We start from the raw sequence: 25,954 nt of genomic DNA, 5'->3' as shown, positions 1-25,954 counted from the left end.
TCCCCCTCTCTTCGCTCTCGAGGGGCAGAGCGCACACCCTAGGGGCTGTTGAGAATCAACGGGAGTTGATAACAGCCGCCGCAAGATGGATCTCGGCTGCGAAGCTGGTGTCCGTCTTGTCGCTGCGCAGTGCGATGCGTTTGAACTCCTTGAGCTTGCCGAAGAAGTTCTCGATCAAGTGACGCCACTTGTAGACCTCACGATCAATCTCCAAAGGAGATCGCCGATGCGGCATCTGTGAGATCAACACCTGTGCTCCGCGTCTGCCCAACTCCTCGATCAGCCAGTTGGCATCGAAGGCTTTGTCGCCCAGCAGCGACTCGAAGCGCACGTTGGCAATCAACTCTTTCACTCCCGTGATGTCGTTGCGCTGCCCTGGCATCAGGATGATCTTCACCAGATTGCCCAACGCATCGGTCAGAGCCAGGATCTTCGTAGTCAGGCCTCCTCGCGAGCGACCAATAGCCTGGTCCGAAGCCCCCCCTTTTGCCCCCTGGCCATGCCGATGCACTTTCACAATCGTGGCATCCACCATCGCATATTCCATGTCCGGCTGCTCGCTGGTCTCCAGCGTATGCAGCGCAAGCCCTGTCTCTTATCGAACCATGCTGGGAATCGAGCTGAGGACGCCCTGCAGATAGTCAACAAGCGTAGCCAAAAGCCAAGGCCCTGCGATGATCAGTGCGACCAAAGCTGCTATAAGTTTAGGAATGAAAGAGAGGGTCGGTTCGTTAACTTGAGTTGCGGCCTGCAGGATGCTCACGATGAGCCCAGCGATCAACACAACCGAAATGATGGGCGCAGCCACCATCAGGAGCATATAAAGCGCATTTTGAGCGGCAGTAAGAACGTGCTGGGAACTCATAGACTATCGGATATGAACGGCCTGACCCACACCCCCATAGCGGCGCTCGACCAATGAGCGACCCGCCAGGAGAAGCTTGTCGGGGGAGTTTTCATCGTCGCCGCCCGAGATCGTTGCTCAGCCCATGCGCGAAAATGTACGGTAGATCCAGGATTGCTTTACTTGAGCGTGGGAACGTCAGCGACAGGTGCTCCCACACGTCGCAGTGCCCAGCTCGGATGCTTTTGTGACCGCTCAAGGTCCGCCAGCACCTCGTCCCGTGTCGCAGCCTTGCCCTTCACTGGGACGGGAGCGCCAAACCGATGGTATTGCCACAGCCCGTCTTTTTTGGACTGTTCCATCTCTGCCAGGACCTGGTCGCGCGACTTGCCCGCCTGCGCGTGTTCGGGATGCGTCGTGTATCCCATCTCGGTGCTCGCGGGGTGGATCACGCTGCTGGCCAGGGCCGGGGCAGCGACCGCGGCCAGCGACAAGGCGGTCAGGAAAGTGCGGACTGTCATGTGTATCTCCTTGGGTTTGAATGAACGTGCCCCGTCATCTGCGCCGCTGTAGGGCCAGCAGTCGGGCCACGTGTGACAGTTTGCTGACCGCATGCCGACAGCTTGCGCACCGCAGGATTACAAGTTTGTTATGTTCATAGCGCCCACTCGGGCGTGCCGTGTGGCCCGCACGGCCGGCGCGCTTGCATGCTTGCGCGCGCGCCGACTGCGGTCGAGACGCCAGTACAATTTTCTGGATGCGCTCCCGACTGCTTGTTCTTTTGCTTGTGCTTTTGCCGCTGCAACTGGTCTGGGCTGCAGTGGGGCCGCACGACAGCGCGCCGGAGTACGGGGTTTCGCTCATGACAGCACGGCACTTGTGCGAACACCACCAAATGGGCCTGGCTGCGGCCGACGAGAAGCTGGCTCGGGAGTCAGCTCGAATGGGCACTGCCGCTATCGAAGTGGAGTGCGGCACATGCCACGCCCAGGGTCCAGAGGCGCTGCCCGCGCGGCGCGGCGTTTGCGCGGCCGTCGGGCAGGAGCACTTTGGCATTTCTATCAGAGCGCGCTGGTCCGCAGTGCCTGCCAACCGTCCCGAACGTCCTCAGTGGCACGCCCTGGCCTGACCAGGGTATCGCCCAGCAATCCACGGCGATCCCTGCCAAGCGTGCCGGCACCTGTGTGCCGGCCTCGACGCATGCCTTCGGGATCACTTCATGTTCATAGCCATTGGGCCGCCTGGCCCGCAAACCACCGCAAGTAGTGCTGCGACACCCCCTTGCTGCACTCTCCTGAGGATGCAATGGAGGCACCGATGAAACATACCTCATTGCTACTTCTGGCCGCCTGGTTGACCGCCGTTGTAGCAACAGGCGGCGCGCTGTTCCTCGGCGAGGTGATGGGCATGGCCCCCTGCGTGATGTGCTGGTACCAGCGCATCGCCATGTTCCCCTTGGTAATGGTGCTGGGCATGGCCTTTTACAGCGAGGACCGCCGGGGAGCGGTCTATGCCTTGCCCCTGGCGCTTGCAGGCGCGGCCGTAGCGGGCTACCACAGCCTTCTGGCTGCAGGCCTGGTTCCCAGGGCATGGGTTCCATGCGCTGTAGGCGTGTCCTGCGCCGATCAGAAGCTCGACTTTTTCTATGGCATTGAACTGCCCTGGCTTTCCTTGGCGGCGTTCATTGTCATCGCCGTTTCACTCTGTCTTTATCTGCGCAAAACAGCCAAATGATCCACCGCAAATACATCATCGCCCTCGTGCTGGGCGTCGCACTTGCAGCCTTCGCGGTCGGTGCGAGTCTCTACCAGAGCCGTGTGACCAGCAACCAGGAGCAGCATGCCGCCGGGCAGTCTGAGCGGCTGGTACGCATGCATTCGCCAGTCATCGGCCCCCGAGAGGCGCCCGTGACCATTGTCGAATTCTTCGATCCCGCATGTGAGACCTGCCGCGCTTTCTATCCGGTCGTGAAAGATCTCATGCAGCGGTATCCCTCCCAGGTTCGGTTGGTCATCCGGTATGCACCGTTCCACCAGGGCTCGGGCGAGGTGGTCAAGCTGCTGGAGTCCGCGCGGCTGCAGGACAGGTACCTCGTGGTCTTGGAGTCCCTGCTGGCGGCACAGCCACAGTGGGCAGACCATGGAAGTCCCAATCTGGCATTGGCCTACAGTGCGGCCGAGCAGGCAGGTCTGGACATGGCGAGAGCTCGGGCCGACATGGCATCGCCCACGCTGGAAGCGATGCTGCAGCAGGATGTGCAGGACCTGACTGCCCTCAAGGTCGACAAGACCCCGACCTTCTTTGTGAATGGGCGGCCGTTGCCCAGCTTTGGCGCCAAGCAACTGGCTGAGCTGGTAGCCCAGGAGGTCTCCAAGGCGGGCAAATAGGCATCGTGCGTCCCGGGCAATCGCTAGTGGGAATGGGCATGCTCCTTGGGCTGCGCAGGCTGGGCCTTCGCGGCAGGCTCGACCCGCGTGCCGCGAAGCAGGCGCAGTCCATTGCCCACGACCAGCAAGCTGGCCCCCATGTCCGCAAAAACGGCCATCCACATGGTCGCAGTGCCCACCACCGCCATCACCAGAAAAACGCTCTTGATACCCAGCGCCAAGGTGATGTTCTGCCAGAGAACGGCATGGGTGCGCTTGGACAGGCGCACGGTCTCGGCGACGCGCTGCAGGTCATCGTTCATGATGACCACGTCGGCCGCTTCCATCGCCGTGTCAGTCCCCGCACCGCCCATGGCAAAGCCGATGTCGGCCTGCGCCAGCGCCGGCGCGTCATTGATGCCATCGCCGGTCATACCGGTGGCGCCATAGCGCTTTTGCATCTCCTTGATGGCATCAAGCTTGGCTTCGGGCAGCAGATCCCCGCGGGCATCATCAATGCCGGCCTGTGCTGCGATGGCCTTTGCAGTGGCCGTGTTGTCGCCGGTCAGCATCACCGAGGTCACTCCCAGTGCCTTGAGATCGACGATGGCCTGCTTTGAGGTCTCGCGGATGGTGTCCGCTACCGCGAAGAGCGCCAGAACCCGCGAGTCGTCTGCCAGGAGGGTGACCGTGCGGCCTTGCTTTTCGTGGATGGCCAGCTCCGCCTCCAGGTCCGGTCCGCACAAGCCCTGCTCGTGAATCAGCCGGTGATTGCCCAGCACCAGGCGCGCACCATTGACCACGCCCTCGACACCGCGCCCGGGCAAGGCCTTGAAGTTCTCAGCCTCGGGGCCTTGTGCCTCCAGTCCCTGAACTATCGCCTTGGAAACCGGGTGATCGGAACGGGCCGCCAGGCTGGCGGCCATCTGCTGGATAGCGCCCTCATCGCCAGCGCCCCATACCTGCCACTTCACCAGCTTGGGTTTGCCCTCTGTGATGGTGCCCGTCTTGTCCAGCGCTACGGCTTTGAGGAGCCGGGCGTCTTCCAGGTAGGTTCCGCCCTTGATCAGGATCCCGCGGCGCGCTCCCGCGGCCAATCCGCTGACCACTGTGACGGGCGTGGAAATGACCAGAGCACACGGACAGGCGATCACCAGCAGCACCAAGGCCTTATATAGCGCCTCCAGCCAGGTCAGGCCCATCAGGAAAGGGGTCAGCACCGCTACCGCCACGGCAATGGCGAAGACAGCAGGGGTGTAGATCGAGGCGAAGCGGTCGACGAAGCGCTGCGTCGGCGCACGCGTGCCCTGCGCCTGCTCCACGGCCTGGATGATCCTGGCCAGGGTGGTGTTGCTGGACAAGGCAGTAACCTCAAACTCCAGTTCACCAGTCTCGTTGATGGTCCCCGCGAACACCTGGTCGCCAGGCGCCTTGTCCACTGGAATGCTCTCGCCAGTCACCGGCGCCTGGTTGATGGCCCCATTGCCCTTGGTCACCTTGCCGTCCAGCGGCACCCGTTCGCCTGGCTTGATGCGCACGGTTGCTCCAATGGCCACCGAAGCCACCGGTGTAGCAAACCACGACCCATTTGCTCCCAGAACCAGTGCCTCTTCCGGCGCCAGTTCCAGCAAGCCCTTGATGGCGTTGCGGGCACGGTCCACTGCCTTGGCCTCGATGAGTTCAGCAATCGCGTACAGGGCCATCACCATGGCAGCCTCAGGCCACTGACCGATGAGGAATGCGCCCGTGACGGCCACCGACATCAGCGCATTGATGTTGAGCTTGCCGCGCAGCAGTGCCGCAACGCCTTTTTTGTAGGTGTCGATACCCGCCAGCCAGATGGCCACGGCGGCGATGGCCATGCCGGCCACCTTCCAGGCCATCTGGTCGGGTGCAAAGAAGGAAAGGACCTCAGCCCCAGTCGCGAACACCAGCGCAGCCACCAACCGGGAAATGCCGCCTGCAAAACCATGTCCTTGGTCGTGGTCGTCGGCTGATGCGCCCGCCTGTCCGCCCTCAGAGCCATCGGCGCCGACCACTGGCTGTGGATCAAAGCCGGCTTTTTGGATGGCATCGAGTGCCAACGGGTAGGTGCTTTCCTCTGCGTCGATCTTGAGCGTCCGTGCGCCGAGCTGAAAACCCAGAGAGCGGATTCCATCCAGAGGCTCCAGCGCCCGGCGAATCTCCGCCTCCTCGGCACTGCAGTCCATGGTCGCAATGCGAAACACCCGGCCCTGGCCACCCTGGGTGCTTGCCGCAGTGGCGACCGGCTGTGGATCGAAGCCCGCCTTGCGGATGGCATCCAGCGCCAGGGGCAAGGCGCGATCGTCCGCATCGATCTTCAGCGTGCGCGCGCCGAGCTGAAAACCCAAGGACCTGATTCCCTCCAGAGGTTCCAGCGCCCGCCGGATCTCCGACTCCTCGGCGCTGCAGTCCATAGTGGCGATTCGGAACAGCGTGCCCTGGCCTGGGCTGCTTGCGGCGGCAGGAGCCGAGGCAACGGTACTCGAGCAGCCCGAGGAGCAGCAGGTGTCAACAACGCTGGAGGAAGTGCTGGTTTCTGGTTTCATGGCCTAATTGGAAACCCTGTAGTGACCTTAAAGTCAAGCGACTTCCCAGATGTCGCCGCATTGTCCTACGTAAACCAGATTTTGCAGAGGACGCTTCATGAAAATCGGCGAACTTGCCAAGGCCACAGGCACGCAGACAGAGACCATCCGCTACTACGAGCGCGAGAACCTGCTGCCGATCGCGATGCGCACAGAAAGCAACTACAGGGTCTACGACAGCAGTCATGTCGAGCGCCTAGCCTTCATCCGCCATTGCCGCTGCCTGGACATGACGCTCGATGAGATCCGGGTGCTGTTGCATTTTAAGGACGCTCCGGATGAAAACTGCGGCGCAGTGGACGCGCTTCTTCGGGAGCACATCGGGCACGTGGTCTCTCGCATCCGGGAACTCCAAGCACTGGAGTCGGAATTGCGCAGCTTGCAACAACAGTACTCACCAGGCCATCCCGCCGGTGAGTGCGGCATCTTGGGCGGCTTGGCCAATGCGGCACTTCAACACAATCACATGCAGCCCAGCGAAGCCCACCCGCCAGGTGCTCATCATGATATTGGCGTGGCTCCGAGGCAGCGGGCCAACAAACGACGCTGATTTTCAGTGAGCGCGAATCTCTATCCCGACACTTGTCACTCCGTTCTCTGACCTGGCCACCGGCTTGCCCTGGTGCATGCGGGCAATCGCGCCCACGATGGCCAGGCCCAGGCCATGGTTGCTCTGCCCATGGCTGCGAGCAGGATCTGCCCGGAAAAACCGGTCAAACAGCTGGGGAAGTATGTCGGGATCGATGGTGTTGCCGTAGTTGGTGACGCTGATCAGCACGCGGTCCTCGTCAACAGTTCTCAAGTTGATCTGCACGATTGAGCCGGTGCTCGCGTAGCGGGTTGCGTTTCCCAGCAGGTTGGACAAAGCCCGGCGCAACAACGGCACGTCGAAGGTGCCATGCGCATCGCCGACCACTTTCGCGGTGAGACCCGCCTCGGCCAGCGCCGCCTCGTGATAGTCCAGCACGTCGGCCGCCACCGATGCCAGGCTTGCCACGGGCGCGCGACGCGCTCCCACGCCTCGATCCGCCTGGGACAGGAACAGCATGTCGTTGACGATACCGGTCAGGCGATGCAGCTCCTCCAGATTGGATGCCAGCACCTCGCGAATATCCGCCTGCTCGGGGCGCCGCAGCGCCAGTTCATTGTTGGCAATGAGCGTGGCCAAAGGCGTGCACAACTCGTGCGCCACGTCCGCATTGAAGCCCTCCATCTGCGAGTAGGCCTTTTCAATGCGAGCCAGGAGTGCATTGAACTGGTCGATCAGCGGCACGAGTTCAAGGGGCTGCTCCGCGCCATCGAGCCGCTGGTGCAGGTTGTCAGCCGACACGGCGCGCGTCTGGCTGGCCAGTCTTCGAACGGGCGCCAGGCCCAGGTTGACCAGGGAGAAGCCGCCCAGCGAAACCACGACGGCCCCACCAATGGCTGCCACCAGCAACGTGACTGCAAGCCGGTGTAGCAACTGGTTGTCGGTCTGGATGTCCAGCGACAGCTGGACGCGCAGACTCTTTGAGGGTGTCTGGCCTGCAGACTGCGCCACTTCGAACTGCCGCTGGCGCCAGACCGTCTTCTCATTCTGGTTGCGGGTATGGGCGTAGAGGACGGCCCCATCGGCCTGGGCTACTTCAAGCGAAAGATCTCCGTGCCCCACCAGGAAATCATCGAGCTTGTGAGCAAGGTCTTCCGAATCCCCGTGCTCCTTGCCGTCCGCCAGCAAGTGCCGGATGACGTTTTCCTTTTGCGCCAGCGTTTCCTCCTGTCGATCTCGGAAGTTGAATTCAGTCACCAGGTAGACGGCCAGACAGACCAGCCCGAGCCCGGCAAAGCTCTGAAGTGCCAGCCACCACGACAACCGCTGGCGCAATGAGCGATGTTGGACCAGGGCCTTCATCCGTTGCGCTCTTCCATGACGTACCCCATACCGCGGATGGTGTGCAGAAGCGCGGTGTCAAAGGGCACATCGATCTTGGTACGCAGGCGCCGTATGGCGACCTCCACCACGTTGGTATCGCTGTCGAAGTTCATGTCCCAGACCTGCTCGGCGATCTCCGTGCGAGACAGCACTTCTCCCTTCCTTCTCAGAAAAAGGGTCAGCAGCAGGAACTCTTTGGCAGTCAATTCCAAGCGCTGACCGCCTCGTGTCGCCTTGCGCCGCACCAGGTCGACCTCCAGGTCGGCCAAACGCAGTTGCGTGGGCTCTGCCGTGTCCCGTGCTCCGTGGCTACGCCTGAGCAGAACCTGGATGCGGGCGCTCAACTCGGAAAACGCAAAGGGCTTGACCAGATAGTCATCGGCACCAGTCTGAAGTCCGAGCACCCGATCCTCGACACTGACCCTGGCTGTGAGCATCAAGACAGGGGTCTGCCTGGTCTTGCGAAAGGCCGTCAGCAGGCTGAAGCCGTCGATCCCTGGGAGCATCGCGTCCAACACCAGCAGATCGTGGCCGCCTTCAAGGGCCATGTGCAGGCCGTCCACGCCGTTGTGGGCGACGTCCACCACATAGCCGACCTCTCCGAGGCCCTTGCGCAGGTACTCGGCCAGCTTGACTTCGTCTTCGATGAGCAGAATTTTCATGGTGCCATTCTCGAAGAATGCCGCCTGTTCGTAGATTACGAATTTGTCATCTGGCTGTTGGCGCCTTGTCGCGCGCCGATTTCTACAGTCGCACCGTGTCGAAAGGCATAGCCCGGGCAAGTCGCCGCTGGCTCATCCGAATCAAGGGACCACACCATGACCGTTCGCAAACCCCTCGCACTCTCCCTGATTGCCCTTGCCATTGCGGCCCCAGGCCTGGCATCTGCTTCGGCGCTCTACCATCCCGCCGGCGGTGAAGTGGGAATGACCACCCATCCCGACCACGTGCAAAGCAACATGTCCCGTGGCGACGTGCTCCGGTCGGTCGACGTCGCGCGCAAGGACGGTACGCTGGCGATCCTGTCACGGGGTGGTGCACTGCCTGTCAAGGCAACGGGCGGCTCCAAGACGCGTGAGCAGGTGCAGCAGGAATACCTGAACATGTCAGCCGCTGAAAAACAGCGCATCCAGGAACTGTACGGCTCGGGCGGCTGATAGTCACACGAAGTTTTCCGGACCGCGTGCTAGACTCAAAAAATGCGCCGCCTGATCGTCGTTTTTATGCTTGCATTGCTCCCGTTCCAGTTCAGCTGGTCCGCGGTGGCTGCTTATTGCATGCACGAGAACTCGACCGCCCAGGCGCAGCATCTGGGGCATCACGAACACAAGCACGAAGCCAAAAGCGGGATCGCCCAAGCCGACAAGACCGGCCAAGGCGCAGACATGTCCGATGTCGACTGCTCGGTTTGCCATGGTGCCGGCATCGGGGCCCTCAACTGGTCTTGTGCAAAACATCGCATCTGCCATGACAGCCGTGTGGACTCACCCTCAGGTGAGCGCTTGGCGGCTGTAACGCCCACCCCCCCCGACCGCCCACAGTGGCCCGTCCTCGCCTGATCGGCGGGGGCATCTCTCCTTCTTTCAGTCCTTCGTGTCCGCCTCCTGGCGGATGCAGTTGCGCTTTTCGCGGCTGCATTGACTGACGATTTGCCAGGCAGCTGCACGGTTGCCACCCCGCCGATTCCCTCGTGTTTTGAAATCACTGGAGAATCGGATGTTCAAGGGTATTTACCTTCAAGGAAAGCCGCACGCATGGCGCGGCCGCACTAAATTCAGGCTCGCGGCAGGTGCCGCGGCCATATTGCTGACCTTCTCGGGCGGGGCCTTTTCTCAGGGCACGTCGCAAGGTCCAGTCGTTGGAGCACAGGAACCCCAGACTGTCGCGGTGTCTCCCGCTGGGCCCCTGTCGCTGGCCAAGGCCATCGAGTTGGCCCTGGAAGGGAATCCAGAGGTGGCTGCCGCTACGCGCCAGTTGGAGGCAACAGAGGGGCAGATTCTTCAAGGGCGCTCACGCCCCAATCCCGAGCTTGCCTATTCGCTGGAAGACGCACGGTCCAAAACACGTACGCAAAGCTGGCAGCTCAACCTTCCCGTGGAATTGGGGGGAAAGCGTGCAGCGCGTACCAAGGCGGCCGAAAAGTCACGCGAGCAGGCGGCGGCCCAGCTCGCTGAGCTGAAGGGGACCGTGCGGGCCAATGTGGCCGCAGCCTACTTCGATGTCCTGACGGCGCAGGAGCGATTGGCACTCGCCAAAGACAGCGTCGCATTGGCCAAGTCGTCGACGGATACCGTGGCCAAGCGCGTAGCCGCTGGCAAGGTGTCACCTGTGGAAGAGTCCAAGGCCCGCGTTGCGGAAGCCGGCGTTCGCGTCGAGCTCGCCCAGGCAGCCAGCGAACAACGCAATGCACTGTCTCGCTTGTTTGCGCTGTTGGGACAGATCAATGCGCCGTTCACCGTCCTTGAGGGCAAAGCCGAAAACCTTCCAGCGGTACCACCCCTCGCCGATCTTCAGCCCTTGATTTCTTCTTCGCCAGGCGTTGTCCTTGCACGAATCGAGGTTGATCGGCGCCAGGCCCTGACTGAACTGGAGCAAAGCAAGCGCGTGCCCGATGTCACCGTCAGCGTCGGCATGCAGCGCAGCAACGAGACCCAACGCAACGTCCTTCTGTTTGGTGTCTCCGTGCCTCTGCCTGTGTTTGACCGCAACCAGGGCAACCTGCTGGAAGCGCTCAAACTTGAGGACAAGGCCCGTGACGAGTTGCAAGGGGCCACGGTGCGCCTGCACAGCGAAGTGGCGCAGGCGCGCGAACGCCTTTCGACGATCACTGCGGAGATCCAGTCGCTGCAGCAGGACGTCCTGCCCGGCGCGAAGTCGGCCTACGACGCGGCCACCATTGGCTTCGAGAACGGAAAGTTCAACTTCCTGGAGGTGCTCGATGCCCAGCGCACCTACTTCACCGCCAAATCCCAGTACCTCAAAGCCCTGGGCGAGGCACACCGCGCGGCGGCCGATGTCGACCGCCTGCTCGGGGCCAGCACGGTTTCCGGCTTGATCGCAACGCACAACTGAGCATGACCATGAACACCAGCACATCCACCATCAGCAAAAAGCATCTCATCGCTATTGCCGTTGTCCTCGCGCTAGGGGTCGGGGCAGGAGCCTTCATCCTGCAGGGCGGCGGCAAGCCCAAAGCAGTCGCTGCCGAGGGCGATGGCCACGGCCATGGCAGCCATACCGAGGCTAAGGGGCACGGTGATGGAGAGCACCATGGCAAGGGCGGTGAAAAAGGCCACGACGACGACAAAGGCCACGCCGATGGCGAACACCATGAAAAGAGCCAGGCTAAGGGCCCCCACGGCGGTACCGTGTTCAAGGAAGGCGACTTCAGCCTGGAGGCGTTGCTGTCCGAAGATGGTGGCGAGCCTCGGCTGCGGGTCTGGTTGTCCGACAAGGATAAGCCGCTCCCCCTGAACACGGTAACGGTCACGGCAACAGTGACCCGCCCCACCGACGAAAAGCAGAAGCTGACGTTTGCCGCAGAAAAGGACAGCTTGGTCAGCCGCGAGATCGTCGCCGAACCCCACGCGTTCGACATCGAGATCATTGCGCAGACGGCCACCGAACCTTTCATGTTCGTGATGAGCAAGGAAGAGGGAAAGATCGAACTGACCGATGCCCAGATCAAGGCCGCCTCCATTACGGTGGACTCCGCCTCGGCAGCCAACATCAAGACGGCGCTGCTTTTGCCCGGCGAGATCCGGCTGAACGAGGACCGGACTTCGCACGTGGTTCCCCGTCTGGCGGGTGTGGTGGAGAGTGTCAGCGCCAGCCTGGGCCAGGTCGTCAAAAAGGGGCAGATTCTTGCCGCCATCGCGAGCCCGACTGCTTCGGAGCAGCGCAGCGAGCTGCAGACGGCGCAAAAGCGCCTGGCGCTGGCCAAGACCACCTACGAGCGGGAAAAGAAGCTGTGGGAGCAAAAGGTCTCTGCCGAACAGGACTACCTGCAGGCCAGGCAGGCGTTGAGCGAAGCGGAGGTCGCTGTCGCCAACGCCAATCAGAAGCTCAGTGCGCTGGGCCTGTCCACCTCGTCCGTGTCCGGACTGAACCGTATCGAACTGCGCGCGCCCTTCGACGGCATCGTCATCGAAAAGCACCTGAGTCTTGGCGAGGCCGTCAAGGAAGATGCGGCGGTGTTCACCATCTCGGACCTTTCCAAGGTGTGGGCTGAGATCAATGTTCCTGCAAAGGATCTGCCGTCGGTGCGGTTGGGCGAGAAGGTCACCATCAAGGCCACCGCCTTCGATGCCTCCGCCACGGGCACTGTCGCTTTCGTGGGCGCGTTGATCGGTGAGCAGACCCGTACCGCCAAGGCCCGCGTCGTTCTTGATAACCCCAAGGGCGCCTGGCGCCCCGGCCTGTTCGTCAACGTCGAGGTGGTGTCCGAAGAAACGGCAGCGCCTGTGACCATCTCGGCCGACGCAGTCCAGAACGTCGGAGAAAAGCCCGTGGTCTTCCTCAAGGTCAACGGTGGGTTCATCGCCCAACCTGTGAAGCTGGGTCGAAGCGATGGCAAGCGCATCGAGGTCCTGTCGGGCCTCAAGCCCGGCATGCCCTACGCCTCGACAGGCAGCTTCGTCGTGAAGTCCGAACTCGGCAAGGGATCTGCCGAACACACGCACTGATCCCGGAGCGCATACATGTTTGAAAAACTCATCCGATTCTCGATCGAGCAGCGATGGCTGGTGCTGCTGGCGGCCCTGGGCATGGCGGCGCTGGGCGTCTTCAGCTACCAGAAGCTGCCCATCGACGCGGTCCCCGACATCACCAACGTCCAGGTTCAGATCAACACCCAGGCCGCCGGCTATTCGCCTCTGGAGACCGAGCAGCGGGTCACGTATCCCATCGAGACAGTCATGGCCGGCCTGCCGAACCTGGAGCAGACCAGGTCGCTGTCACGGTACGGACTGTCGCAAGTGACCGTCATCTTCAAAGACGGAACCGACATCTATTTCGCGCGCCAGTTGGTCAATGAGCGCATCCAGGAAGCCAGAGACCGGCTGCCCGCCGGCATCACGCCAGCCCTGGGGCCCATCTCGACCGGCTTGGGCGAGATCTATCTGTGGACCGTCGAAACCAAGGATGGGGCCAAGAAGCCCGATGGCAGTCCCTACACCCCGACCGACCTGCGCGAGATCCAGGACTGGATCATCAAGCCGCAGCTGCGAAACGTTCCTGGCGTGACCGAAATCAACTCCATTGGCGGCTTTGCCAAGGAGTACCAGATCGCCCCCATCCCGGAACGACTGGCCTCGCTGGGCGTGACGCTGCAAGACGTCGTCACGGCACTGGACCGCAACAACGGCAATGTGGGCGCGGGCTATATCGAAAAGCGCGGCGAGCAGTACCTGATTCGCGCCCCTGGACAGGTCAAGTCGCTGGAGGACATCGGCAACGTGATCCTCAGCAGTGCCAACGGTGTTCCTGTGCGCGTGCGTGACGTGGCCGAGGTGGGCATTGGCCGGGAACTGCGAACGGGTGCCGCAACCGACAACGGGCGCGAGGTGGTTCTTGGCACGGTGTTCATGCTGATCGGAGAAAACAGCCGGACCGTCTCGCAGGCAGTGGACAAGAAGATGCTGGAGGTCAACAAGAGCCTCCCAGAGGGCGTGCACGCGGTGACGGTCTATGACCGCACCGTGCTTGTCGACAAGGCCATCAATACCGTCAAGAAGAACCTGCTGGAAGGCGCGGTACTGGTGATCGTGATCCTGTTCCTCTTTCTGGGCAATATCCGGGCCGCAGTCATCACGGCAATGGTCATCCCCTTGTCGATGCTCTTCACGTTCACCGGGATGGTCCACTACAAGGTGAGTGCCAACCTGATGAGCCTGGGGGCCCTGGACTTCGGCATCATCATTGACGGCGCTGTGGTGATCGTGGAGAACTGCGTGCGGCGGCTCGCCCATGCGCAGGCGCACCACGGCCGGCCGTTGACGCGGGCCGAGCGCTTTCATGAAGTGTTCCTGGCATCTCAGGAGTCACGCCGCCCATTGCTGTTCGGACAGCTCATCATCATGGTGGTGTACCTGCCCATCTTCGCGCTGACGGGCGTGGAAGGGAAGATGTTCCACCCCATGGCCTTCACGGTGGTTGCCGCTTTGGTGGGCGCGATGATCCTGTCGGTGACCTTCATCCCGGCAGCTGTGGCCCTCTTCATCGGCAATCGGGTCAGCGAGAAGGAGAACTTTTTGCTGGGCCATGCCAAGCGCCTGTACGGCCCCATGCTTGATCGCGTGATGGGCGCCAAAACGCTGGTTCTCACCATTGCCGCGGTTGCCGTGGTCCTGTGCGGATTGATCGCGACCCGCATGGGCAGCGAGTTTGTACCCAACCTCAATGAAGGCGACTTCGCGATCCAGGCACTGCGCATTCCGGGCACCAGCCTTTCCCAGTCGGTGGCGATGCAGCAGCAGATCGAAAAGACGCTGAAAGCGAAGTTCCCCGAAATCGAGCGCATCTTCGCCAGAACCGGTACTGCGGAGATTGCTTCGGACCCCATGCCGCCGAACATTTCAGACGGGTACATCATGCTCAAGCCGATGGATGAATGGCCCGAGCCTCGAAAGACCCGTGATGAGTTGCTCGCGGCGATCCAGGAAGTCATTGGCAAGATCCCCGGCAACAACTACGAGTTCTCCCAGCCCATTCAGCTGCGCTTCAACGAGCTGATCTCAGGGGTGCGCAGCGACGTGGCCGTAAAGATCTTCGGTGACGACATGGACGTGTTGAACAAGTCCGCGGAAGAGGTCTCCGCCATGCTGCAAAAAATCCAGGGCTCCTCCGAGGTAAAGGTCGAGCAGACGACGGGCCTTCCGATGCTCACGGTGAACATCGACCGCCAGAAGGCAGCGCGCTACGGACTGAACGTTGCCGACATCCAAGACACCGTGGCCACGGCCATCGGTGGTCGTGAGGCTGGCACCATGTTCGAGGGGGACCGCCGGTTCGACATCCTGGTTCGCCTGCCTGAGGCGCTTCGCAACGACCTGGAAGGCATGAAGCGGCTGCCGATACCGTTGCCGCGGTCTGCCGGTGGTACGGAAGCCAAGACGAACTTCATCCCGCTGGGTGAGGTCGCAACGTTCGAGCTGGCACCCGGCCCCAACCAGGTCAGCCGAGAAAACGGCAAGCGCCGCATCGTCGTGAGCACGAACGTGCGCGGGCGCGATGTGGGCTCCTTCGTGGCAGAGGCCGAGCAAGGCTTGGCGCAGATCAAGATCCCCACCGGCTACTGGACGAGCTGGGGTGGCACCTTTGAGAACCTGCAGTCGGCTACCAAGCGCCTGCAGATCGTTGTACCGGTCTCCCTGCTGCTGGTGTTCGTGCTGCTGTTCGCGATGTTCGGCAATGCCAAGGACGGTTTGCTGGTCTTCACCGGCATCCCATTCGCATTGACAGGGGGCATTCTGGCGCTGTGGCTTCGGGACATCCCGATGTCCATCTCCGCAGCCGTTGGCTTTATTGCGCTGTCCGGGGTGGCGGTGCTCAACGGCCTGGTGATGATTTCCTACATCCGCAGCCTGAGGGAAGGCGGGGTCGGCCTGGACGAAGCGATCCGGGATGGCGCCCTGACCCGGCTACGCCCGGTGCTGATGACCGCCCTGGTGGCCTCGCTGGGCTTCATTCCCATGGCCATCGCCACAGGCACGGGGGCTGAAGTCCAGCGTCCTCTGGCCACCGTGGTGATCGGTGGAATTCTTTCATCCACGCTGCTCACGCTGCTCGTGCTGCCGATTCTTTACAGGCTGGCCCACAGGCCCGATGAAGAAGCCGAGGACGTGTCTGCCGAGCCCTCCCACCCGGACGCACCGAAGCCGGCCTAGTCGAAGACGGTCCCGCGGATCGCGGGACCTTCCCCTTTTCTCCAACCCCAAAGGAACTGCCATGAAACTCTCCTACCTCATTCTCGCCCTCACGGTATCGATCGCTGGCGCAGCCATCGCGGCTGACAACCACGGCCACGACGTCAAACCGATGCACGGTGGTGCTGTGGCGGAAGCCAAGGACGTCGAGTACGAATTCGTCGCCAGTGCCGACAAGCTGCAGCTCTACATGCGCGACCACGGAAAACCCGTTGCCGTGGCGGGGATGACCGCCAAGGTCACCCTGCTGGCCGGCAGCGAGAAGCAGGAGGTTCAACTCCAAGCCGGTGAGGGCAAGTTGGAAGCCGCGGGTAGCTTCAAGGTCCCCGCTGGTACCAAAGCCTTGGTCGCCGTCTCGAAGGCCGGCAAGTCGGTCGCCTCGGTCCGCTTCACGCTGAAGTAACACCAACGCCGCCCGAAGCATCGCTCCAGTCCATGCGAACGACCCCGCAGTGGCGGGTCCGGACCGCCCCTCGGCGCTGTGCATGTCCTTGCGCTTAGAGGAAAAAGGGAGCGATCCATGTCAATGCAGGCGGCTCAGGGTGGGCTTTTCGCCAAGCTGTTCTGGATCTGGATCAGCTTGTTGGTCTCTGTGTTTGTGTTCTGGCGGCTGCGGCACATGTGGCTCAAGCGCCATCCCCCGATGGACGTTCGAACCAAGTACAGCCGGCGACTGGCCAAGAGACTGAGGGACCGGCAAATAACGCGCTTGAAGTGCCGAACCACGGGCAAGCCTCGGCACCGGCGACGTCACTGAGCGCCAAGGCCGGGCGAGGACCGCGGACTGAACGCGGTCGATGACATCACCAGATTGATGCTGAGGAGACAGACTATGGGAAAAGGTTCCGACCACGCCTTGCCAGCGGCTGGAAACGAAAAGGCATTGCGCTACGCGCTGATGCTCACCGGCGGCTTTATGCTGGCAGAGGTCATTGGTGGCGTCATGCTCAACAGCCTGGCTCTGCTGTCCGATGCCGCACACATGTTCACCGACGTGGCGGCGCTGGCCATTGCGCTGGCGGCCATTCGGGTCGGGCGCCGGCCTGTCGATGACCGGCGCACCTTTGGCTACCACCGATTTGAGATCCTGGCCGCCGCGTTCAATGCCTTGCTCCTGTTTGGCGTTGCGGCCTACATCCTCTATGAGGCTTGGCAACGCTGGAGCGATCCGCCTGCAGTCCAGACCACAGGGGTGCTGGTGATCGCTGTACTAGGCACGATCGTCAACCTGGTAAGTATGCGCCTTCTGTCCTCAGGCAAGGATTCCAGCCTCAACGTCAAAGGAGCCTACCTTGAAGTCTGGAGCGACCTGCTGGGCTCGATTGGGGTCATCGTGGGAGCGCTGGTCATTCTGTTCACAGGGTGGAACTGGGTCGACACTGTCATTGCCGTGGCCATCGGCTTGTGGGTGCTGCCCCGCACCTGGATCCTCCTGAAAGAGACGCTTAACATCCTGCTCGAAGGCGTCCCCGAAGGCATCGATCTGCCTCAGCTCAAGCGTGCGCTCCTGGACCTGCCAGGGGTGGTGTCCTTGCATGAACTGCATGTCTGGGCGGTCAGCAGCGCCAAGACCAGCCTGAGCGCTCACGTCATATACAACCCGCAAGCGGCAGACCCTGGCACCATGCTGGCCGCCGTCAACCAGTTGCTGGCGAAGCAATTCGAGATCACCCACACCACCATTCAGTTGGAAACCCAAGCCTGCGGTATGACTGCCGCCGGCACTTCGAATGCTGGTGCGGATCACTGGAAAGCACCCGTGTGATTTCCGCGTGGACGACCACCCTCCGTTCCTGCTCTGCACAGCGCTGCGCAAACAGGTTGCGCCTGCCAGCGCTGTGTGTCGTGGCCTTGCTCGCCGCCGGCTGCGCCACCCCCGTGTATGAAAACTCCCTGCCGTGGGCGGAGGGTTGGCGCGTGGGCAAAGTCAGCAGGGTTGAAGCCACTGATCAGGACCTGGCGTTCTACAAGCGCCGGTGCAAGGCCGATCAGTTAGATCGTGAGCAAGAGCGGTTCGCCATTGTCCAGTGGAGAGAGGTGGGTCGGTCGCGCTGGACCGTTGCGCGTCTGCCTGCAGATGTAGCCGTGGTTGCTGGAGAGCCGGTCTACGTCAAGGTTTGGGATTGCTCGGCAGCCCTCGTCAAACGCGAGATGAACTAGAGCACAGGCGAGCTCCAGCCGGTCGATTCAGATACCTCACCGGTCGCACCCGGTGTGCACGAGTGAACGGCGCTGGTGCCCACCACCACGGAGCGTGAGGGCGGGCCAGCCCAGCGCTACTGGGCTCTGGATCTGATGTTCAGAGATCGCGGCCATTGGAGTGACCCGATTGCGCGGCCGCCGAGCCCGCGTGGTGCTGGTGGTATTGGCCAGGGTAGATTTCGTTGAGCTTGCGGCCGTCCTCGCCGGCGGCCATGAGATCCCCAGTGTGGATGGCCTCTGCCAGTTCCTCCTTGACCTGCTCGCGTGTCTTGCCCGCTTGCGCCACCTTGGCCGGATACAGGTCGGGTTGGAGTTCATTGAGCCGCGATCCGGATTCCCCGGCGGCAAGCATGTCACCGCTGCGAACGGCCTGCTCCAGTTCCGCCCTCACTTGGTCCCGGGTCTTGCCCAGCACCGGGGTCTTCAACTGGTAGCCACCGGAGCTGAGCTCACTGACTTTGGCGCCGATTTCCCCGCCGGCCATGATGTCGCCGCTGCGCAGTGCTTGCGAGAGCTCGGCTTTGACCTCCTCGCGGGTCTTGGACTGGGCGCCATGGCTGGCATCGAAAGCGAATGCAGGGGCTGCGCTCAGCGCGAGGATGATGAGGGTGGTCTTGAGTTTCATGTTGGTCCTTGAGGTCAATGGTTGGAAGCGAAAAGTGGTGCCTTGGATGGGCGGGGTTGAATGGACGGCGGCTGCCGGGCCCGAAGGCCCTCAGCTATTCATGGAGCTTGGTGGGCTTCTACCCAGCCGATCTCGCCGCCCAGGTCGCGCACCCCATTCGCAGTGGCGGGGCGCTTTTGAGCCGATTGCAGTTCATCGAGAACTTGCTGCCGGCTCTTCGTTAACACGGGCGCTTTGACCAGCGGATAGGTGGCGGGGTAGCCACGGCTGATCCAGTGCAACGAGCCATCTTGCTGGGCAATGAGCACGTTCTTTTGTACGTCTTCTCGGCTCACAGCATTGCCCAGGTGAGATGGCACGAAAGTGGCCCCTTCTTCCTGGGTAGGGCTGGTGTGATACACGGTCGAAGCAAGGGCGCCCGTAGCGGCGGTCGCCAGGCCGAGAGCGATGAGGGCGAAACGAACTTTCATGAAGATCTCCTTGAGCACTGAACGCCCGGTTGGGAATTCAGGAGATGCAACCTTTTTTGCACCACGGGGATAAGTCTAGAAATCTGCCGCCCACGTGCCGCTGACCGCAGCATTACAGTTTTGACAGGCACACTCTTAAATTGACCGGAGGTAAGACGCATGCATATTTCGGACCCAATTGGAGTGCCTTCGGCGATTGGCCAACAGGTTTCAGCGCATTGCTCCGGTGGCTTCTGTTCGGATGCACTTAGAGCGTGCTTGAGCCTCCCCGCTCTCAAAACATACGAAGAGGCCCGCGTAGCGCCACCCATGGCCAGATCATAAAGAGCAAGATTTGGCACGGTTATGCAGCGGCTAATCTCCTGGGCGACGATGTCGCCCGCCAACATCGTGGTGGTCAGCGTATAGGTGACCTGGTTCTCGACAATGCGCGGGGCCTGGCCCGGGTAGGTTGTGCGGATGATGACCTGCACGTCCGATAGATCGGGCAGCGCGTCCAGCGGCGTCCTGAGCAAGGCAGGGACGCCCCAGGCGCCGCCAGCCAATGTGGTTAACAGCACCAGGAAGCGATTGACGATGGACCAGCGGATCAGCCGGGCGATCATTTCTTGGCCCCTGGTGCAGAGGCCGGCGCTGGCATGGGCGACAACCGTGTGAGCTGGGGCATCCCCTCCTTGTCCACGAAGAATTCAATGGTGACGTGGTCGCCCTTTTTCCAGGTGGCGCGGCAGCGCGTTGTGCGGCGGCGGCTTGAACTCCACGGTCATAGGCCCCCATTGCATGGAGGGGATGGGTCCGTGCGACAGCAGGATGGAGTGTCGCTCTTGTGCCCTCTGAGCAGCAGCTGGCAAAGATCGTGAAGGAGTTCAAGATCTACTACAAGAAGCTAGAGGGCAAGATTCCGAGCGCCTACGTCATAGAGCACTCGGCCGTCACCTACGTCTTCGAAGCGCGAGGGCGCGTTCGGCTGCGCTCTCGTTAAGGTTTAGAGGCTGAAGCGCTGGATTCCGACGTGCGATTGCAGCTGAATGAGGCGTGAGACTTCCGAAGAAGTGACTCCTTCACCGCGCCTTGCTGGCGAGCGTGATCAGATGGTCGGCTACGGCCAGCGAACGCGCGTTCGAGCCGGCCATGGAGCCGGAAGTTAGCCACCGTCCGTCCACCCCTAGTGAAGGCGTGCCTTCGACCTTGTAGCCGGTGACCAGTGCCGTGGCCTGCTTGACCTTGGCGGCGACTTCAAACGAGTTCATGGTCTCCACGAGCCATTTTCCATCGCCACCGGTCCTCTCGGCGAAGGCTGCGATTTCCGCAAGCGTCGTAAGACGCTGCTTGTCAGCGTGGATGTTTCGGAAAACCCTCCCATGCAGCTGCTTAACAAGATCCAGGGCTTCCAGGGCGAAGTACAGCTGCTGATGGACCATGAGGTCCTCGCGGAAGGCGACCGGAATGCGGCGAAACAAAACCTCCGGAGGCAACTTCTTGACCCAGGCCTCTAGCGCAGGCTCGAATGCATTGCAATGCGAACAACTGTAGGCGAAGAACTCCAGCACCTCCACTTGCTTCGGGTTTTTGGTCGGCTGTCGAGGAGAAATCTCCACGTAGTGTCTGCCCGGCGCAAAGTGTTCCTGAGCGCGCGAGGCGGAATGCATGCCGAGGGACAAGGGAAGTGAAAGGCTGCAGAAAAGGCGTCTTTTGATCATGATGAAAGAAGATGAAAAAGATGACTAGGTTCAGCTCTCAGAGAGCAATCGATCGATAAGCTGATTCAGCTCGGAGAAGTCCGGCTTACCCACGAAGCGTTTCACCACCACCCCTCGCTTGTTGACGAGGAAAGTTGTAGGGGTGACATTGACATCGCCCCACGCCTTGGCGACCACGCCGGTGTTGTCGATGGCTACAGGGAAAGGTAACTTGCGTGTTTGGGCAAAGTTGACGACATAGGCCGGGGGGTCATAGTTCATGGCCACAGCGATGGTCTCGTAACCGCGGCCTCGGAACTTCTCGTAGGTGGCCGACAGCATGGGCATCTCCGCCACACATGTGGTGCAACTGGTCGCCCAGAAGTTGATCAACGCCACCTTTCCTTTGAGGTCGGCAGTGGTGAGCGACGAGCCGTCCAGAAGCGTGAAAGTGCTTTCTGGTGCGGCCGAGGAATTCATGCAGCCGGCGAGTGCCAGTGAGGCTGTAGCGAAAGCCAGCATGTGTCGGAGACGTTTCATCTGTACACCTGTTTTGGTGGACGGGAACCGAAGGCATGCCCTATCGGAATTTACATGGCGCTCTTGGTTCACCGTGGCTCTTTCGCTGCGATAGGACCGTCCCCGCTCATCAGCGATACAACCACCAGCGCAATCGCTCCCCCCACAATGGCCATGTCGGCGATGTTGAACGCAGGCCAGTGCCATCCACGCAGGTGAAAGTCCAAATAGTCAATGACTTGACCCCGCACCGCCCGGTCGAATGCGTTGCCCAAGGCACCACCCAGGATGAGACTGTAGGAAAGCCCTTCTAGTTTCCGCAGTGGGCTGTACAGCTGCAGCACCAGCCACGCTGAGACCGCGAGGGCAATCGCGAGAAAGAACCACCGCTGCCAGCCACCAGCGCCGGCGAGGAAGCTGAACGCCGCGCCGGGATTGAGGACATGAACCAAATTGAAGAATGACGTGACCTCATGCGACCATCCCAACGGGGTCGTCGCGTCGATATAGCTCTTGGCAGCCTGATCTGCGAGAAAAACAATGATCGCGAGTGCATACCACTGCAGTCTTTTCGGGGTGTGATTCATGTAAGTTAACTTTGGTTGAAGGCTTCACGTGCAGTTCTGGCAGGATCGAGAGGAGCTGATGTTTCTTCGCTGGCGCGGGTAGCGCCAAAGGGAGGTTAAGTTCGAAGCGAACCAGATCGACCACATTTACACGGCACTGCCAGACTCCGACAGCGCCCAGCACGCCCTGAAAGCGTCATTTACCATCTCCGCCATGCCATCGGCACACATCGCGCCAGGCGCTGAGCCCAAGAGTCCGCGGCCGCAGCGCTCGACCCGCCGAGTGCAAGGCCTGCGATCACGTCCATCGGGAAATGCGCGCCCAGTACGAGGCGCGACCAGCCCACTGCGGCGGCGAACACCAGCAAGCCAATCCTGCCCGCCCAGCCCAGCGCAGGCCAAAGCGCTGCCGCCAGGACCCCAACGTAGACCGAATGGCCGCTGGGCATCGTGTATCGGCTGTCAGGTGCAGAGTGGGCCCGGTAGACAGCATCTCCCAGGACCACGAACGGACGCGGAAGCGCGAACATCGCCTTGAAGATTGCTGCGCCGGCGAATGCAAGCGCCAGCCCAAGCACAAATCTGCACAACGTCACATCGAGCGGAGTTGACCCTTCACGGACCTGCATTCGCCGCCAAACCAGCATCAGAACCACGACGGCCGGCGCTCCCCAGTAGCTGCCGAGCAAGCTCAGGATTTCGGGCAGCCAGATCCAGCCGTCAGGCAGGGCGCGCTGGATGGTCAGGAAGAGGTCTACGTTGGCGCCACCCCAGTCATACAGCCAGTGTCTCGTCCACTGCGTCGCGGCGTCCGGCGTTTGCATGTCCGTCAGGCCGTCTTGAGCTTGAGCAGGCGCAAGCCATTGAAGACGACGAGCATGCTAGCCCCCATGTCTGCGAACACTGCCATCCACATCGTGGCATGACCCGTGAACGTCAGCGCCAGGAAAACCGCCTTGATGCCCAATGCCAGCACGATGTTCTGCGTGAGTATCGAGGCAGTGGTGCGCGACAGACGGATGAACGTCGGGATCTTGCGCAGGTCGTCGTCCATCAGGGCGACGTCGGCCGTCTCAATGGCGGTGTCTGTGCCGGCCGCGCCCATGGCGAAACCAATGTCGGAACGCGCGAGAGCCGGCGAATCGTTGATGCCGTCGCCCACCATCCCGACTTGGCCCTCACCGCCGATGAGGCTCTCGATGGTCTTGAGCTTGTCTTCGGGCAACTGGTCTCCACGGGCTTCAGAGATCCCGACCTGGGCCGCGATGGCGTCGGCTGTGTACTGGTTGTCGCCGGTGAGCATTAGCGTGCGCACGCCGAGCGCCTGCAGGTCGGCCACGGCTTCACGGCTGGTTTCCTTCACCGTGTCAGCGACAGCGAAGATGCCGAGCACGGTGGTCTCATTCATCAGCAGGATGGCTGTCTTGCCTTGGCGCTCAAGTCCTTGAAGCTGCGATTGCAACGCGACCTCGCTGAGGCCGAGCTCATTTGCGAGACGGTGATTGCCCATCTGCAGCATCCTGCCGCCAATGCGTCCGCGCACGCCGCGCCCAGGCAGGGCCGAGAAGTCTTCGACTTCGTGCAGCGAGACTCCGTCGCGGTTTGCCTTGCGGGCAATGGCTTGGGACACCGGATGGTCTGAACGGGCCGCAAGGCTCGCAGCCCAGACGGCTACCTGCTGGGCATCGCCGATCAGCGGCAGGAAGTCGGTCTGCTCGGGCTTGCCGTGGGTGAGCGTGCCGGTCTTGTCCAGCGCCAAGGCCTTGAGTTTGCGCCCGCCCTCCAGATACACGCCACCCTTGATAAGGATGCCGCGCCTGGCAGCGGCGGCCAGACCGCTGACGATCGTGACGGGGGTTGAGATCACCAGCGCGCAGGGGCACGCGATCACCAGCAGCACCAGCGCCTTGTAGATCCAGTCGAACCACTCGCCGCCAAAGGCGAGCGGTGGAACGACCGCGACAAGCACGGCCACCACGAACACTGCCGGGGTGTAGATCCGCGCGAATTGGTCGACGAAGCGCTGCGTGGGCGCGCGGCTGCCCTGCGCGGACTCCACCGCATGGATGATGCGCGCAAGCGTCGAGTCGCTTGCGCCAGCGGTCACTTGGTACTCAAAGGAGCCGGTCTCGTTGATGGTGCCCGCGAACACCTGGTCGCCTTCCGCCTTCTCGACGGGGAGGCTCTCGCCGGTGATGGGGGCCTGGTTGATGGCAGAACGGCCTGAGGTGATGAGGCCGTCAAGTGCAATCCGCTCGCCTGGACGCACCCGGACCACCGTGCCCTTGGCGATCTGCTTGGCTGGCTGTTCTGCCCACGAGCCGTCAGCCTGTCGCACGGTTGCTGTCTCTGGTGCCAGGTCCATCAGCCCGCGAATCGCATTGCGCGCGCGATCCAGCGACTTTGCCTCGATCACCTCGGCCAGCGCAAACAGGAACATGACCATGGCCGCCTCGGGCCAGTGGCCGATCACCATGCCGCCCGTGACCGCAATGGACATCAGGGCGTTCATGTTCAGGTTGCGGTTTTTCAGGGCGATCCAACCCTTCTTGTAGGTGCTCAGGCCGCCAGTGAAGATCGACACTAGGGCCAGCACGATCACGGCCCAGTGGTTCCCATCGTTGACCCAGTAGACGCCTTCAGCGAGCACTGCCGCAATGCCGGATACGGCCATAGGCAACCAGCTAGTCTTGTGCGCTGGCACCTGGGGATCGCGCGGCTCATCGGTCTTCTGCACTTCGGTTTCCATGCCCAGTGACTCGATGGCCTCAATGGCTGACTGGATCGCGTCAGGCGCGTGCTGGACTGTGAGCGTACGCTGCATCAGATTGAAATCCAGGCCTTGAACACCCGGCAGACCTTGCAGCTTGCCGCGAATCAGGCTTTCCTCCGTCGGGCAGTCCATCTTGGCGATGCGCAGCCGTGTAGTGACTGTTTGCAGGTCCTGCCGCTCGGCCTTCATGCCAATGGAAACGAGCGCCTTCTCGATCGGCTGCGTCGAGGACAGCGTGTGCTGCACACCCAGCACCCGTTGCATCAGGTTGAAGTCCAGGGCAGTCACGCCTGGCTCCTTGCCCAGGCGGTTGCGGATCAGCGCTTCCTCCGTTGGGCAATCCATGTTCTCGATCCGGTACGTCACGCGCTCTCCGGCAGGCATCGCCGAAATCGGGCCGGTCGCCAGTGGCTGTTGTATCGGGGACTCGACCAGTGGCTCGGTTGCCGCCGGCCTTGCGAGACTGGCGGTCTGTTCCTTGGCATGCATGCCAATGGAAGCCAGGACCTGCTCCATTTGCGCGCGCGCCTCGGCGAGGTGCTTTACCGACAAGGTGCGTTCGGCCAGGTCAAAGTCCAGGTCCTGGACCCCCTCAACCGCGCCCAGGTGCGAGCGAATGAGTTTTTCCTCGCTCGGGCAGTCCATGTTCTCGATACGGTAGGTGGTCGACACCGCCGCATCCCGGATAGCCTGCGCTTTCATGCCCACTGCGTTCAGTGCCTGCTCCAGAGCATCGACCGTGACCATGCTGTGCAAAACGGTCAGTTTGCGCTGTGGAAGATCGAATTCCAGCCGTTCGACGCCGGGTATGCTTTCCAGCGTGTACCGCACCAGTCCTTCCTCGCGGCGGCAATCCATGTTGCCGATGTGAAAGATGCTTGTTTCCGAGTTAGCTTGGTCTTGGGCACAGTTTGCCCCTTGCTCTTTTGTGCCCGAGCAGCCGCATGAATTGGAAGGGTCTTTGTTCATAAATCGCTCACTCTTCGTTGGCAGGGGTTTCCCCCACATGCCATGATTGAACAACCTCTAGTTGATATAGAGTCAAGCTTTTACGGAGAACAACCATGCTGCGGATCGGTGAACTGGCCAAGAGGGCGGACTGTCTGGTGCAGACGGTGCGCTTTTACGAATCCGAGGGCTTGCTGCTCGAGCCGGCACGCAGCGAGGGCAATTTCAGGTTGTATGACGATGCCCATGTACGACGCTTGCTGTTCATCCGCCGCTGCCGTGCCAAGGACATGAATCTGGGGGAGATCCGGCAACTGTTGAGTTTCCGGGATCGGCCAGAGCAGGACTGCGGCGATGTGAACTCTCTAGTGGACTCTCATATCGCCCAGGTGCGGGCCAAGATCAAGGAGTTGCGAGAGCTTGAACGAGAGCTGACGGATCTGCGGCGCTCCTGTGATACCGCCCGCACAGCGCGCGAGTGCGGCATTCTCAATGGCCTGGCCGAACCCGCCTGAA

At 61.7% G+C, this 25,954-nt stretch carries 27 protein-coding genes and 1 pseudogene; 13 read left to right on the top strand and 15 right to left on the bottom strand.

Annotated elements, in window-relative coordinates; genetic code table 11:
• Positions 1-55: 55 nt before the first annotated feature.
• From HNP48_RS06880 to HNP48_RS06870, 3 genes are all read right to left on the bottom strand, one after another.
• Positions 56-547 (bottom strand): IS5 family transposase, encoded by a 492-nt coding sequence (locus HNP48_RS06880; RefSeq protein WP_184856146.1) that lies wholly within the window; start codon positions 545-547, stop codon positions 56-58.
• A 48-nt stretch (positions 548-595) separates the two neighbouring features.
• Positions 596-865 carry a flagellar biosynthesis protein FliQ gene (gene fliQ, locus HNP48_RS06875; protein ID WP_184856145.1) on the bottom strand — a complete coding sequence of 90 codons (270 nt, stop codon included), beginning with the start codon at positions 863-865 and terminating at the stop codon, positions 596-598.
• 158 nt (positions 866-1,023) lie between these two features.
• A complete protein-coding gene (locus tag HNP48_RS06870) occupies positions 1,024-1,365 on the bottom strand; it encodes a DUF4148 domain-containing protein (protein ID WP_184856144.1) in 342 nt (113 codons plus the stop codon).
• Positions 1,366-2,161: 796 nt separating this feature from the next.
• Between HNP48_RS06870 and HNP48_RS06865 the strand changes: the two genes are divergently transcribed.
• Complete coding sequence (locus tag HNP48_RS06865; RefSeq protein WP_184856143.1) at positions 2,162-2,578, top strand: disulfide bond formation protein B; 417 nt, start codon at positions 2,162-2,164, stop codon at positions 2,576-2,578.
• Complete coding sequence (locus HNP48_RS06860; RefSeq protein WP_184856142.1) at positions 2,575-3,231, top strand: thioredoxin domain-containing protein; 657 nt, start codon at positions 2,575-2,577, stop codon at positions 3,229-3,231. The genes HNP48_RS06865 and HNP48_RS06860 overlap by 4 nt, the downstream gene beginning before the upstream one ends.
• A gap of 23 nt (positions 3,232-3,254) precedes the next feature.
• Here HNP48_RS06860 and HNP48_RS06855 read toward each other — a convergent pair whose 3' ends face one another.
• Positions 3,255-5,780: a heavy metal translocating P-type ATPase gene (locus HNP48_RS06855; protein ID WP_260420122.1), complete on the bottom strand. Its 2,526-nt coding sequence runs from the start codon at positions 5,778-5,780 to the stop codon at positions 3,255-3,257.
• Between the two features lie 97 nt (positions 5,781-5,877).
• On the opposite strand from HNP48_RS06855, the gene cadR (HNP48_RS06850) reads away from it, so the two are divergent.
• Complete coding sequence (cadR, locus tag HNP48_RS06850; protein WP_116005313.1) at positions 5,878-6,369, top strand: Cd(II)/Pb(II)-responsive transcriptional regulator; 492 nt, start codon at positions 5,878-5,880, stop codon at positions 6,367-6,369.
• Positions 6,370-6,372: 3 nt separating this feature from the next.
• On the opposite strand, the gene HNP48_RS06845 is transcribed toward cadR (HNP48_RS06850), so the two are convergent.
• A complete protein-coding gene (locus tag HNP48_RS06845) occupies positions 6,373-7,710 on the bottom strand; it encodes a heavy metal sensor histidine kinase (RefSeq protein ID WP_184856140.1) in 1,338 nt (445 codons plus the stop codon).
• Positions 7,707-8,393, bottom strand: a complete 687-nt coding sequence (locus HNP48_RS06840; RefSeq protein WP_184856139.1) for a heavy metal response regulator transcription factor — start codon at positions 8,391-8,393, stop codon at positions 7,707-7,709. The genes HNP48_RS06845 and HNP48_RS06840 overlap by 4 nt, the downstream gene beginning before the upstream one ends.
• Positions 8,394-8,549: 156 nt before the next feature.
• Between HNP48_RS06840 and HNP48_RS06835 the strand changes: the two genes are divergently transcribed.
• The 8 genes from HNP48_RS06835 to HNP48_RS06800 all read left to right on the top strand — a co-directional run bounded on the left by HNP48_RS06835 (position 8,550) and on the right by HNP48_RS06800 (position 17,816).
• Positions 8,550-8,888 carry a DUF4148 domain-containing protein gene (locus HNP48_RS06835; protein WP_184856138.1) on the top strand — a complete coding sequence of 113 codons (339 nt, stop codon included), beginning with the start codon at positions 8,550-8,552 and terminating at the stop codon, positions 8,886-8,888.
• A gap of 42 nt (positions 8,889-8,930) precedes the next feature.
• Positions 8,931-9,290 carry a cation efflux protein, CzcI family gene (gene czcI / locus HNP48_RS06830; protein WP_184856137.1) on the top strand — a complete coding sequence of 120 codons (360 nt, stop codon included), beginning with the start codon at positions 8,931-8,933 and terminating at the stop codon, positions 9,288-9,290.
• A 157-nt stretch (positions 9,291-9,447) separates the two neighbouring features.
• Positions 9,448-10,803: a TolC family protein gene (locus HNP48_RS06825; protein ID WP_184856136.1), complete on the top strand. Its 1,356-nt coding sequence runs from the start codon at positions 9,448-9,450 to the stop codon at positions 10,801-10,803.
• A 2-nt stretch (positions 10,804-10,805) separates the two neighbouring features.
• Complete coding sequence (locus tag HNP48_RS06820; protein WP_184856135.1) at positions 10,806-12,416, top strand: efflux RND transporter periplasmic adaptor subunit; 1,611 nt, start codon at positions 10,806-10,808, stop codon at positions 12,414-12,416.
• Positions 12,417-12,431: 15 nt separating this feature from the next.
• Positions 12,432-15,617 carry a CusA/CzcA family heavy metal efflux RND transporter gene (locus HNP48_RS06815; protein ID WP_184856134.1) on the top strand — a complete coding sequence of 1,062 codons (3,186 nt, stop codon included), beginning with the start codon at positions 12,432-12,434 and terminating at the stop codon, positions 15,615-15,617.
• Between the two features lie 61 nt (positions 15,618-15,678).
• The gene (locus HNP48_RS06810) at positions 15,679-16,059 is read left to right on the top strand and encodes a hypothetical protein (protein ID WP_184856133.1); all 381 of its coding nucleotides are present in this window, start codon (positions 15,679-15,681) and stop codon (positions 16,057-16,059) included.
• Between the two features lie 429 nt (positions 16,060-16,488).
• Positions 16,489-17,421 (top strand): cation diffusion facilitator family transporter, encoded by a 933-nt coding sequence (locus tag HNP48_RS06805; protein ID WP_184856132.1) that lies wholly within the window; start codon positions 16,489-16,491, stop codon positions 17,419-17,421.
• 80 nt (positions 17,422-17,501) lie between these two features.
• Positions 17,502-17,816, top strand: a complete 315-nt coding sequence (locus HNP48_RS06800) for a hypothetical protein (RefSeq protein WP_184856131.1) — start codon at positions 17,502-17,504, stop codon at positions 17,814-17,816.
• A gap of 139 nt (positions 17,817-17,955) precedes the next feature.
• On the opposite strand, the gene HNP48_RS06795 is transcribed toward HNP48_RS06800, so the two are convergent.
• From HNP48_RS06795 to HNP48_RS35785, 4 genes and pseudogenes are all read right to left on the bottom strand, one after another.
• Positions 17,956-18,483 carry a DUF4148 domain-containing protein gene (locus HNP48_RS06795; protein ID WP_184856130.1) on the bottom strand — a complete coding sequence of 176 codons (528 nt, stop codon included), beginning with the start codon at positions 18,481-18,483 and terminating at the stop codon, positions 17,956-17,958.
• Positions 18,484-18,581: 98 nt separating this feature from the next.
• A complete protein-coding gene (locus HNP48_RS06790) occupies positions 18,582-18,953 on the bottom strand; it encodes a hypothetical protein (protein WP_184856129.1) in 372 nt (123 codons plus the stop codon).
• Between the two features lie 380 nt (positions 18,954-19,333).
• A pseudogene (locus tag HNP48_RS06785) lies at positions 19,334-19,558 on the bottom strand (efflux RND transporter permease subunit); the annotation flags it as partial.
• Between the two features lie 84 nt (positions 19,559-19,642).
• On the bottom strand, positions 19,643-19,735 hold the full coding sequence (locus HNP48_RS35785) for a hypothetical protein (protein WP_409362535.1): 93 nt from the start codon (positions 19,733-19,735) through the stop codon (positions 19,643-19,645).
• Between the two features lie 44 nt (positions 19,736-19,779).
• Here HNP48_RS35785 and HNP48_RS35780 point away from each other — a divergent pair, with 44 nt between their 5' ends.
• Positions 19,780-19,935, top strand: a complete 156-nt coding sequence (locus HNP48_RS35780) for an SCO family protein (protein ID WP_184856127.1) — start codon at positions 19,780-19,782, stop codon at positions 19,933-19,935.
• 79 nt (positions 19,936-20,014) lie between these two features.
• On the opposite strand, the gene HNP48_RS06770 is transcribed toward HNP48_RS35780, so the two are convergent.
• From HNP48_RS06770 to HNP48_RS06750, 5 genes are all read right to left on the bottom strand, one after another.
• Complete coding sequence (locus tag HNP48_RS06770) at positions 20,015-20,602, bottom strand: thiol:disulfide interchange protein DsbA/DsbL (protein ID WP_260420121.1); 588 nt, start codon at positions 20,600-20,602, stop codon at positions 20,015-20,017.
• Positions 20,603-20,683: 81 nt separating this feature from the next.
• Entirely contained in the window at positions 20,684-21,154 is a 471-nt protein-coding gene (locus tag HNP48_RS06765; RefSeq protein WP_260420120.1) for a TlpA disulfide reductase family protein, read from the bottom strand.
• 86 nt (positions 21,155-21,240) lie between these two features.
• On the bottom strand, positions 21,241-21,738 hold the full coding sequence (gene lspA, locus HNP48_RS06760) for a signal peptidase II (protein ID WP_184856125.1): 498 nt from the start codon (positions 21,736-21,738) through the stop codon (positions 21,241-21,243).
• A 179-nt stretch (positions 21,739-21,917) separates the two neighbouring features.
• Positions 21,918-22,541 carry a phosphatase PAP2 family protein gene (locus HNP48_RS06755; protein WP_184856124.1) on the bottom strand — a complete coding sequence of 208 codons (624 nt, stop codon included), beginning with the start codon at positions 22,539-22,541 and terminating at the stop codon, positions 21,918-21,920.
• 5 nt (positions 22,542-22,546) lie between these two features.
• Complete coding sequence (locus HNP48_RS06750) at positions 22,547-25,459, bottom strand: heavy metal translocating P-type ATPase (RefSeq protein ID WP_184856123.1); 2,913 nt, start codon at positions 25,457-25,459, stop codon at positions 22,547-22,549.
• Between the two features lie 95 nt (positions 25,460-25,554).
• Here HNP48_RS06750 and cadR (HNP48_RS06745) point away from each other — a divergent pair, with 95 nt between their 5' ends.
• Positions 25,555-25,953, top strand: coding sequence for a Cd(II)/Pb(II)-responsive transcriptional regulator (gene cadR, locus HNP48_RS06745; protein ID WP_184856122.1), 399 nt, complete (start codon positions 25,555-25,557; stop codon positions 25,951-25,953).
• The last annotated feature ends 1 nt before the right edge of the window (position 25,954 follow it).

The organism is Acidovorax soli (assembly GCF_014207955.1).
Lineage (GTDB): Bacteria > Pseudomonadota > Gammaproteobacteria > Burkholderiales > Burkholderiaceae_C > Acidovorax > Acidovorax soli_A.
This window is presented reverse-complemented; position numbering and strand designations above follow the sequence as displayed.

Excerpts from the sequence above, each read along its gene's own strand:
- HNP48_RS06880 (WP_184856146.1), bottom strand. The coding sequence starts at position 547 with ATGGAATATGCGATGGTGGATGCCACGATTGTGAAAGTGCATCGGCAT.
- fliQ (WP_184856145.1), bottom strand. The coding sequence starts at position 865 with ATGAGTTCCCAGCACGTTCTTACTGCCGCTCAAAATGCGCTTTATATG.
- HNP48_RS06870 (WP_184856144.1), bottom strand. The coding sequence starts at position 1,365 with ATGACAGTCCGCACTTTCCTGACCGCCTTGTCGCTGGCCGCGGTCGCT.
- HNP48_RS06865 (WP_184856143.1), top strand. The coding sequence starts at position 2,162 with ATGAAACATACCTCATTGCTACTTCTGGCCGCCTGGTTGACCGCCGTT.
- HNP48_RS06860 (WP_184856142.1), top strand. The coding sequence starts at position 2,575 with ATGATCCACCGCAAATACATCATCGCCCTCGTGCTGGGCGTCGCACTT.
- HNP48_RS06855 (WP_260420122.1), bottom strand. The coding sequence starts at position 5,780 with ATGAAACCAGAAACCAGCACTTCCTCCAGCGTTGTTGACACCTGCTGC.
- cadR (WP_116005313.1), top strand. The coding sequence starts at position 5,878 with ATGAAAATCGGCGAACTTGCCAAGGCCACAGGCACGCAGACAGAGACC.
- HNP48_RS06845 (WP_184856140.1), bottom strand. The coding sequence starts at position 7,710 with ATGAAGGCCCTGGTCCAACATCGCTCATTGCGCCAGCGGTTGTCGTGG.
- HNP48_RS06840 (WP_184856139.1), bottom strand. The coding sequence starts at position 8,393 with ATGAAAATTCTGCTCATCGAAGACGAAGTCAAGCTGGCCGAGTACCTG.
- HNP48_RS06835 (WP_184856138.1), top strand. The coding sequence starts at position 8,550 with ATGACCGTTCGCAAACCCCTCGCACTCTCCCTGATTGCCCTTGCCATT.
- czcI (WP_184856137.1), top strand. The coding sequence starts at position 8,931 with ATGCGCCGCCTGATCGTCGTTTTTATGCTTGCATTGCTCCCGTTCCAG.
- HNP48_RS06825 (WP_184856136.1), top strand. The coding sequence starts at position 9,448 with ATGTTCAAGGGTATTTACCTTCAAGGAAAGCCGCACGCATGGCGCGGC.
- HNP48_RS06820 (WP_184856135.1), top strand. The coding sequence starts at position 10,806 with ATGACCATGAACACCAGCACATCCACCATCAGCAAAAAGCATCTCATC.
- HNP48_RS06815 (WP_184856134.1), top strand. The coding sequence starts at position 12,432 with ATGTTTGAAAAACTCATCCGATTCTCGATCGAGCAGCGATGGCTGGTG.
- HNP48_RS06810 (WP_184856133.1), top strand. The coding sequence starts at position 15,679 with ATGAAACTCTCCTACCTCATTCTCGCCCTCACGGTATCGATCGCTGGC.
- HNP48_RS06805 (WP_184856132.1), top strand. The coding sequence starts at position 16,489 with ATGGGAAAAGGTTCCGACCACGCCTTGCCAGCGGCTGGAAACGAAAAG.
- HNP48_RS06795 (WP_184856130.1), bottom strand. The coding sequence starts at position 18,483 with ATGAAACTCAAGACCACCCTCATCATCCTCGCGCTGAGCGCAGCCCCT.
- HNP48_RS06790 (WP_184856129.1), bottom strand. The coding sequence starts at position 18,953 with ATGAAAGTTCGTTTCGCCCTCATCGCTCTCGGCCTGGCGACCGCCGCT.
- HNP48_RS35785 (WP_409362535.1), bottom strand. The coding sequence starts at position 19,735 with ATGCAATGGGGGCCTATGACCGTGGAGTTCAAGCCGCCGCCGCACAAC.
- HNP48_RS06770 (WP_260420121.1), bottom strand. The coding sequence starts at position 20,602 with ATGCATTCCGCCTCGCGCGCTCAGGAACACTTTGCGCCGGGCAGACAC.
- HNP48_RS06765 (WP_260420120.1), bottom strand. The coding sequence starts at position 21,154 with ATGCTGGCTTTCGCTACAGCCTCACTGGCACTCGCCGGCTGCATGAAT.
- lspA (WP_184856125.1), bottom strand. The coding sequence starts at position 21,738 with ATGAATCACACCCCGAAAAGACTGCAGTGGTATGCACTCGCGATCATT.
- HNP48_RS06755 (WP_184856124.1), bottom strand. The coding sequence starts at position 22,541 with ATGCAAACGCCGGACGCCGCGACGCAGTGGACGAGACACTGGCTGTAT.
- HNP48_RS06750 (WP_184856123.1), bottom strand. The coding sequence starts at position 25,459 with ATGAACAAAGACCCTTCCAATTCATGCGGCTGCTCGGGCACAAAAGAG.
- cadR (WP_184856122.1), top strand. The coding sequence starts at position 25,555 with ATGCTGCGGATCGGTGAACTGGCCAAGAGGGCGGACTGTCTGGTGCAG.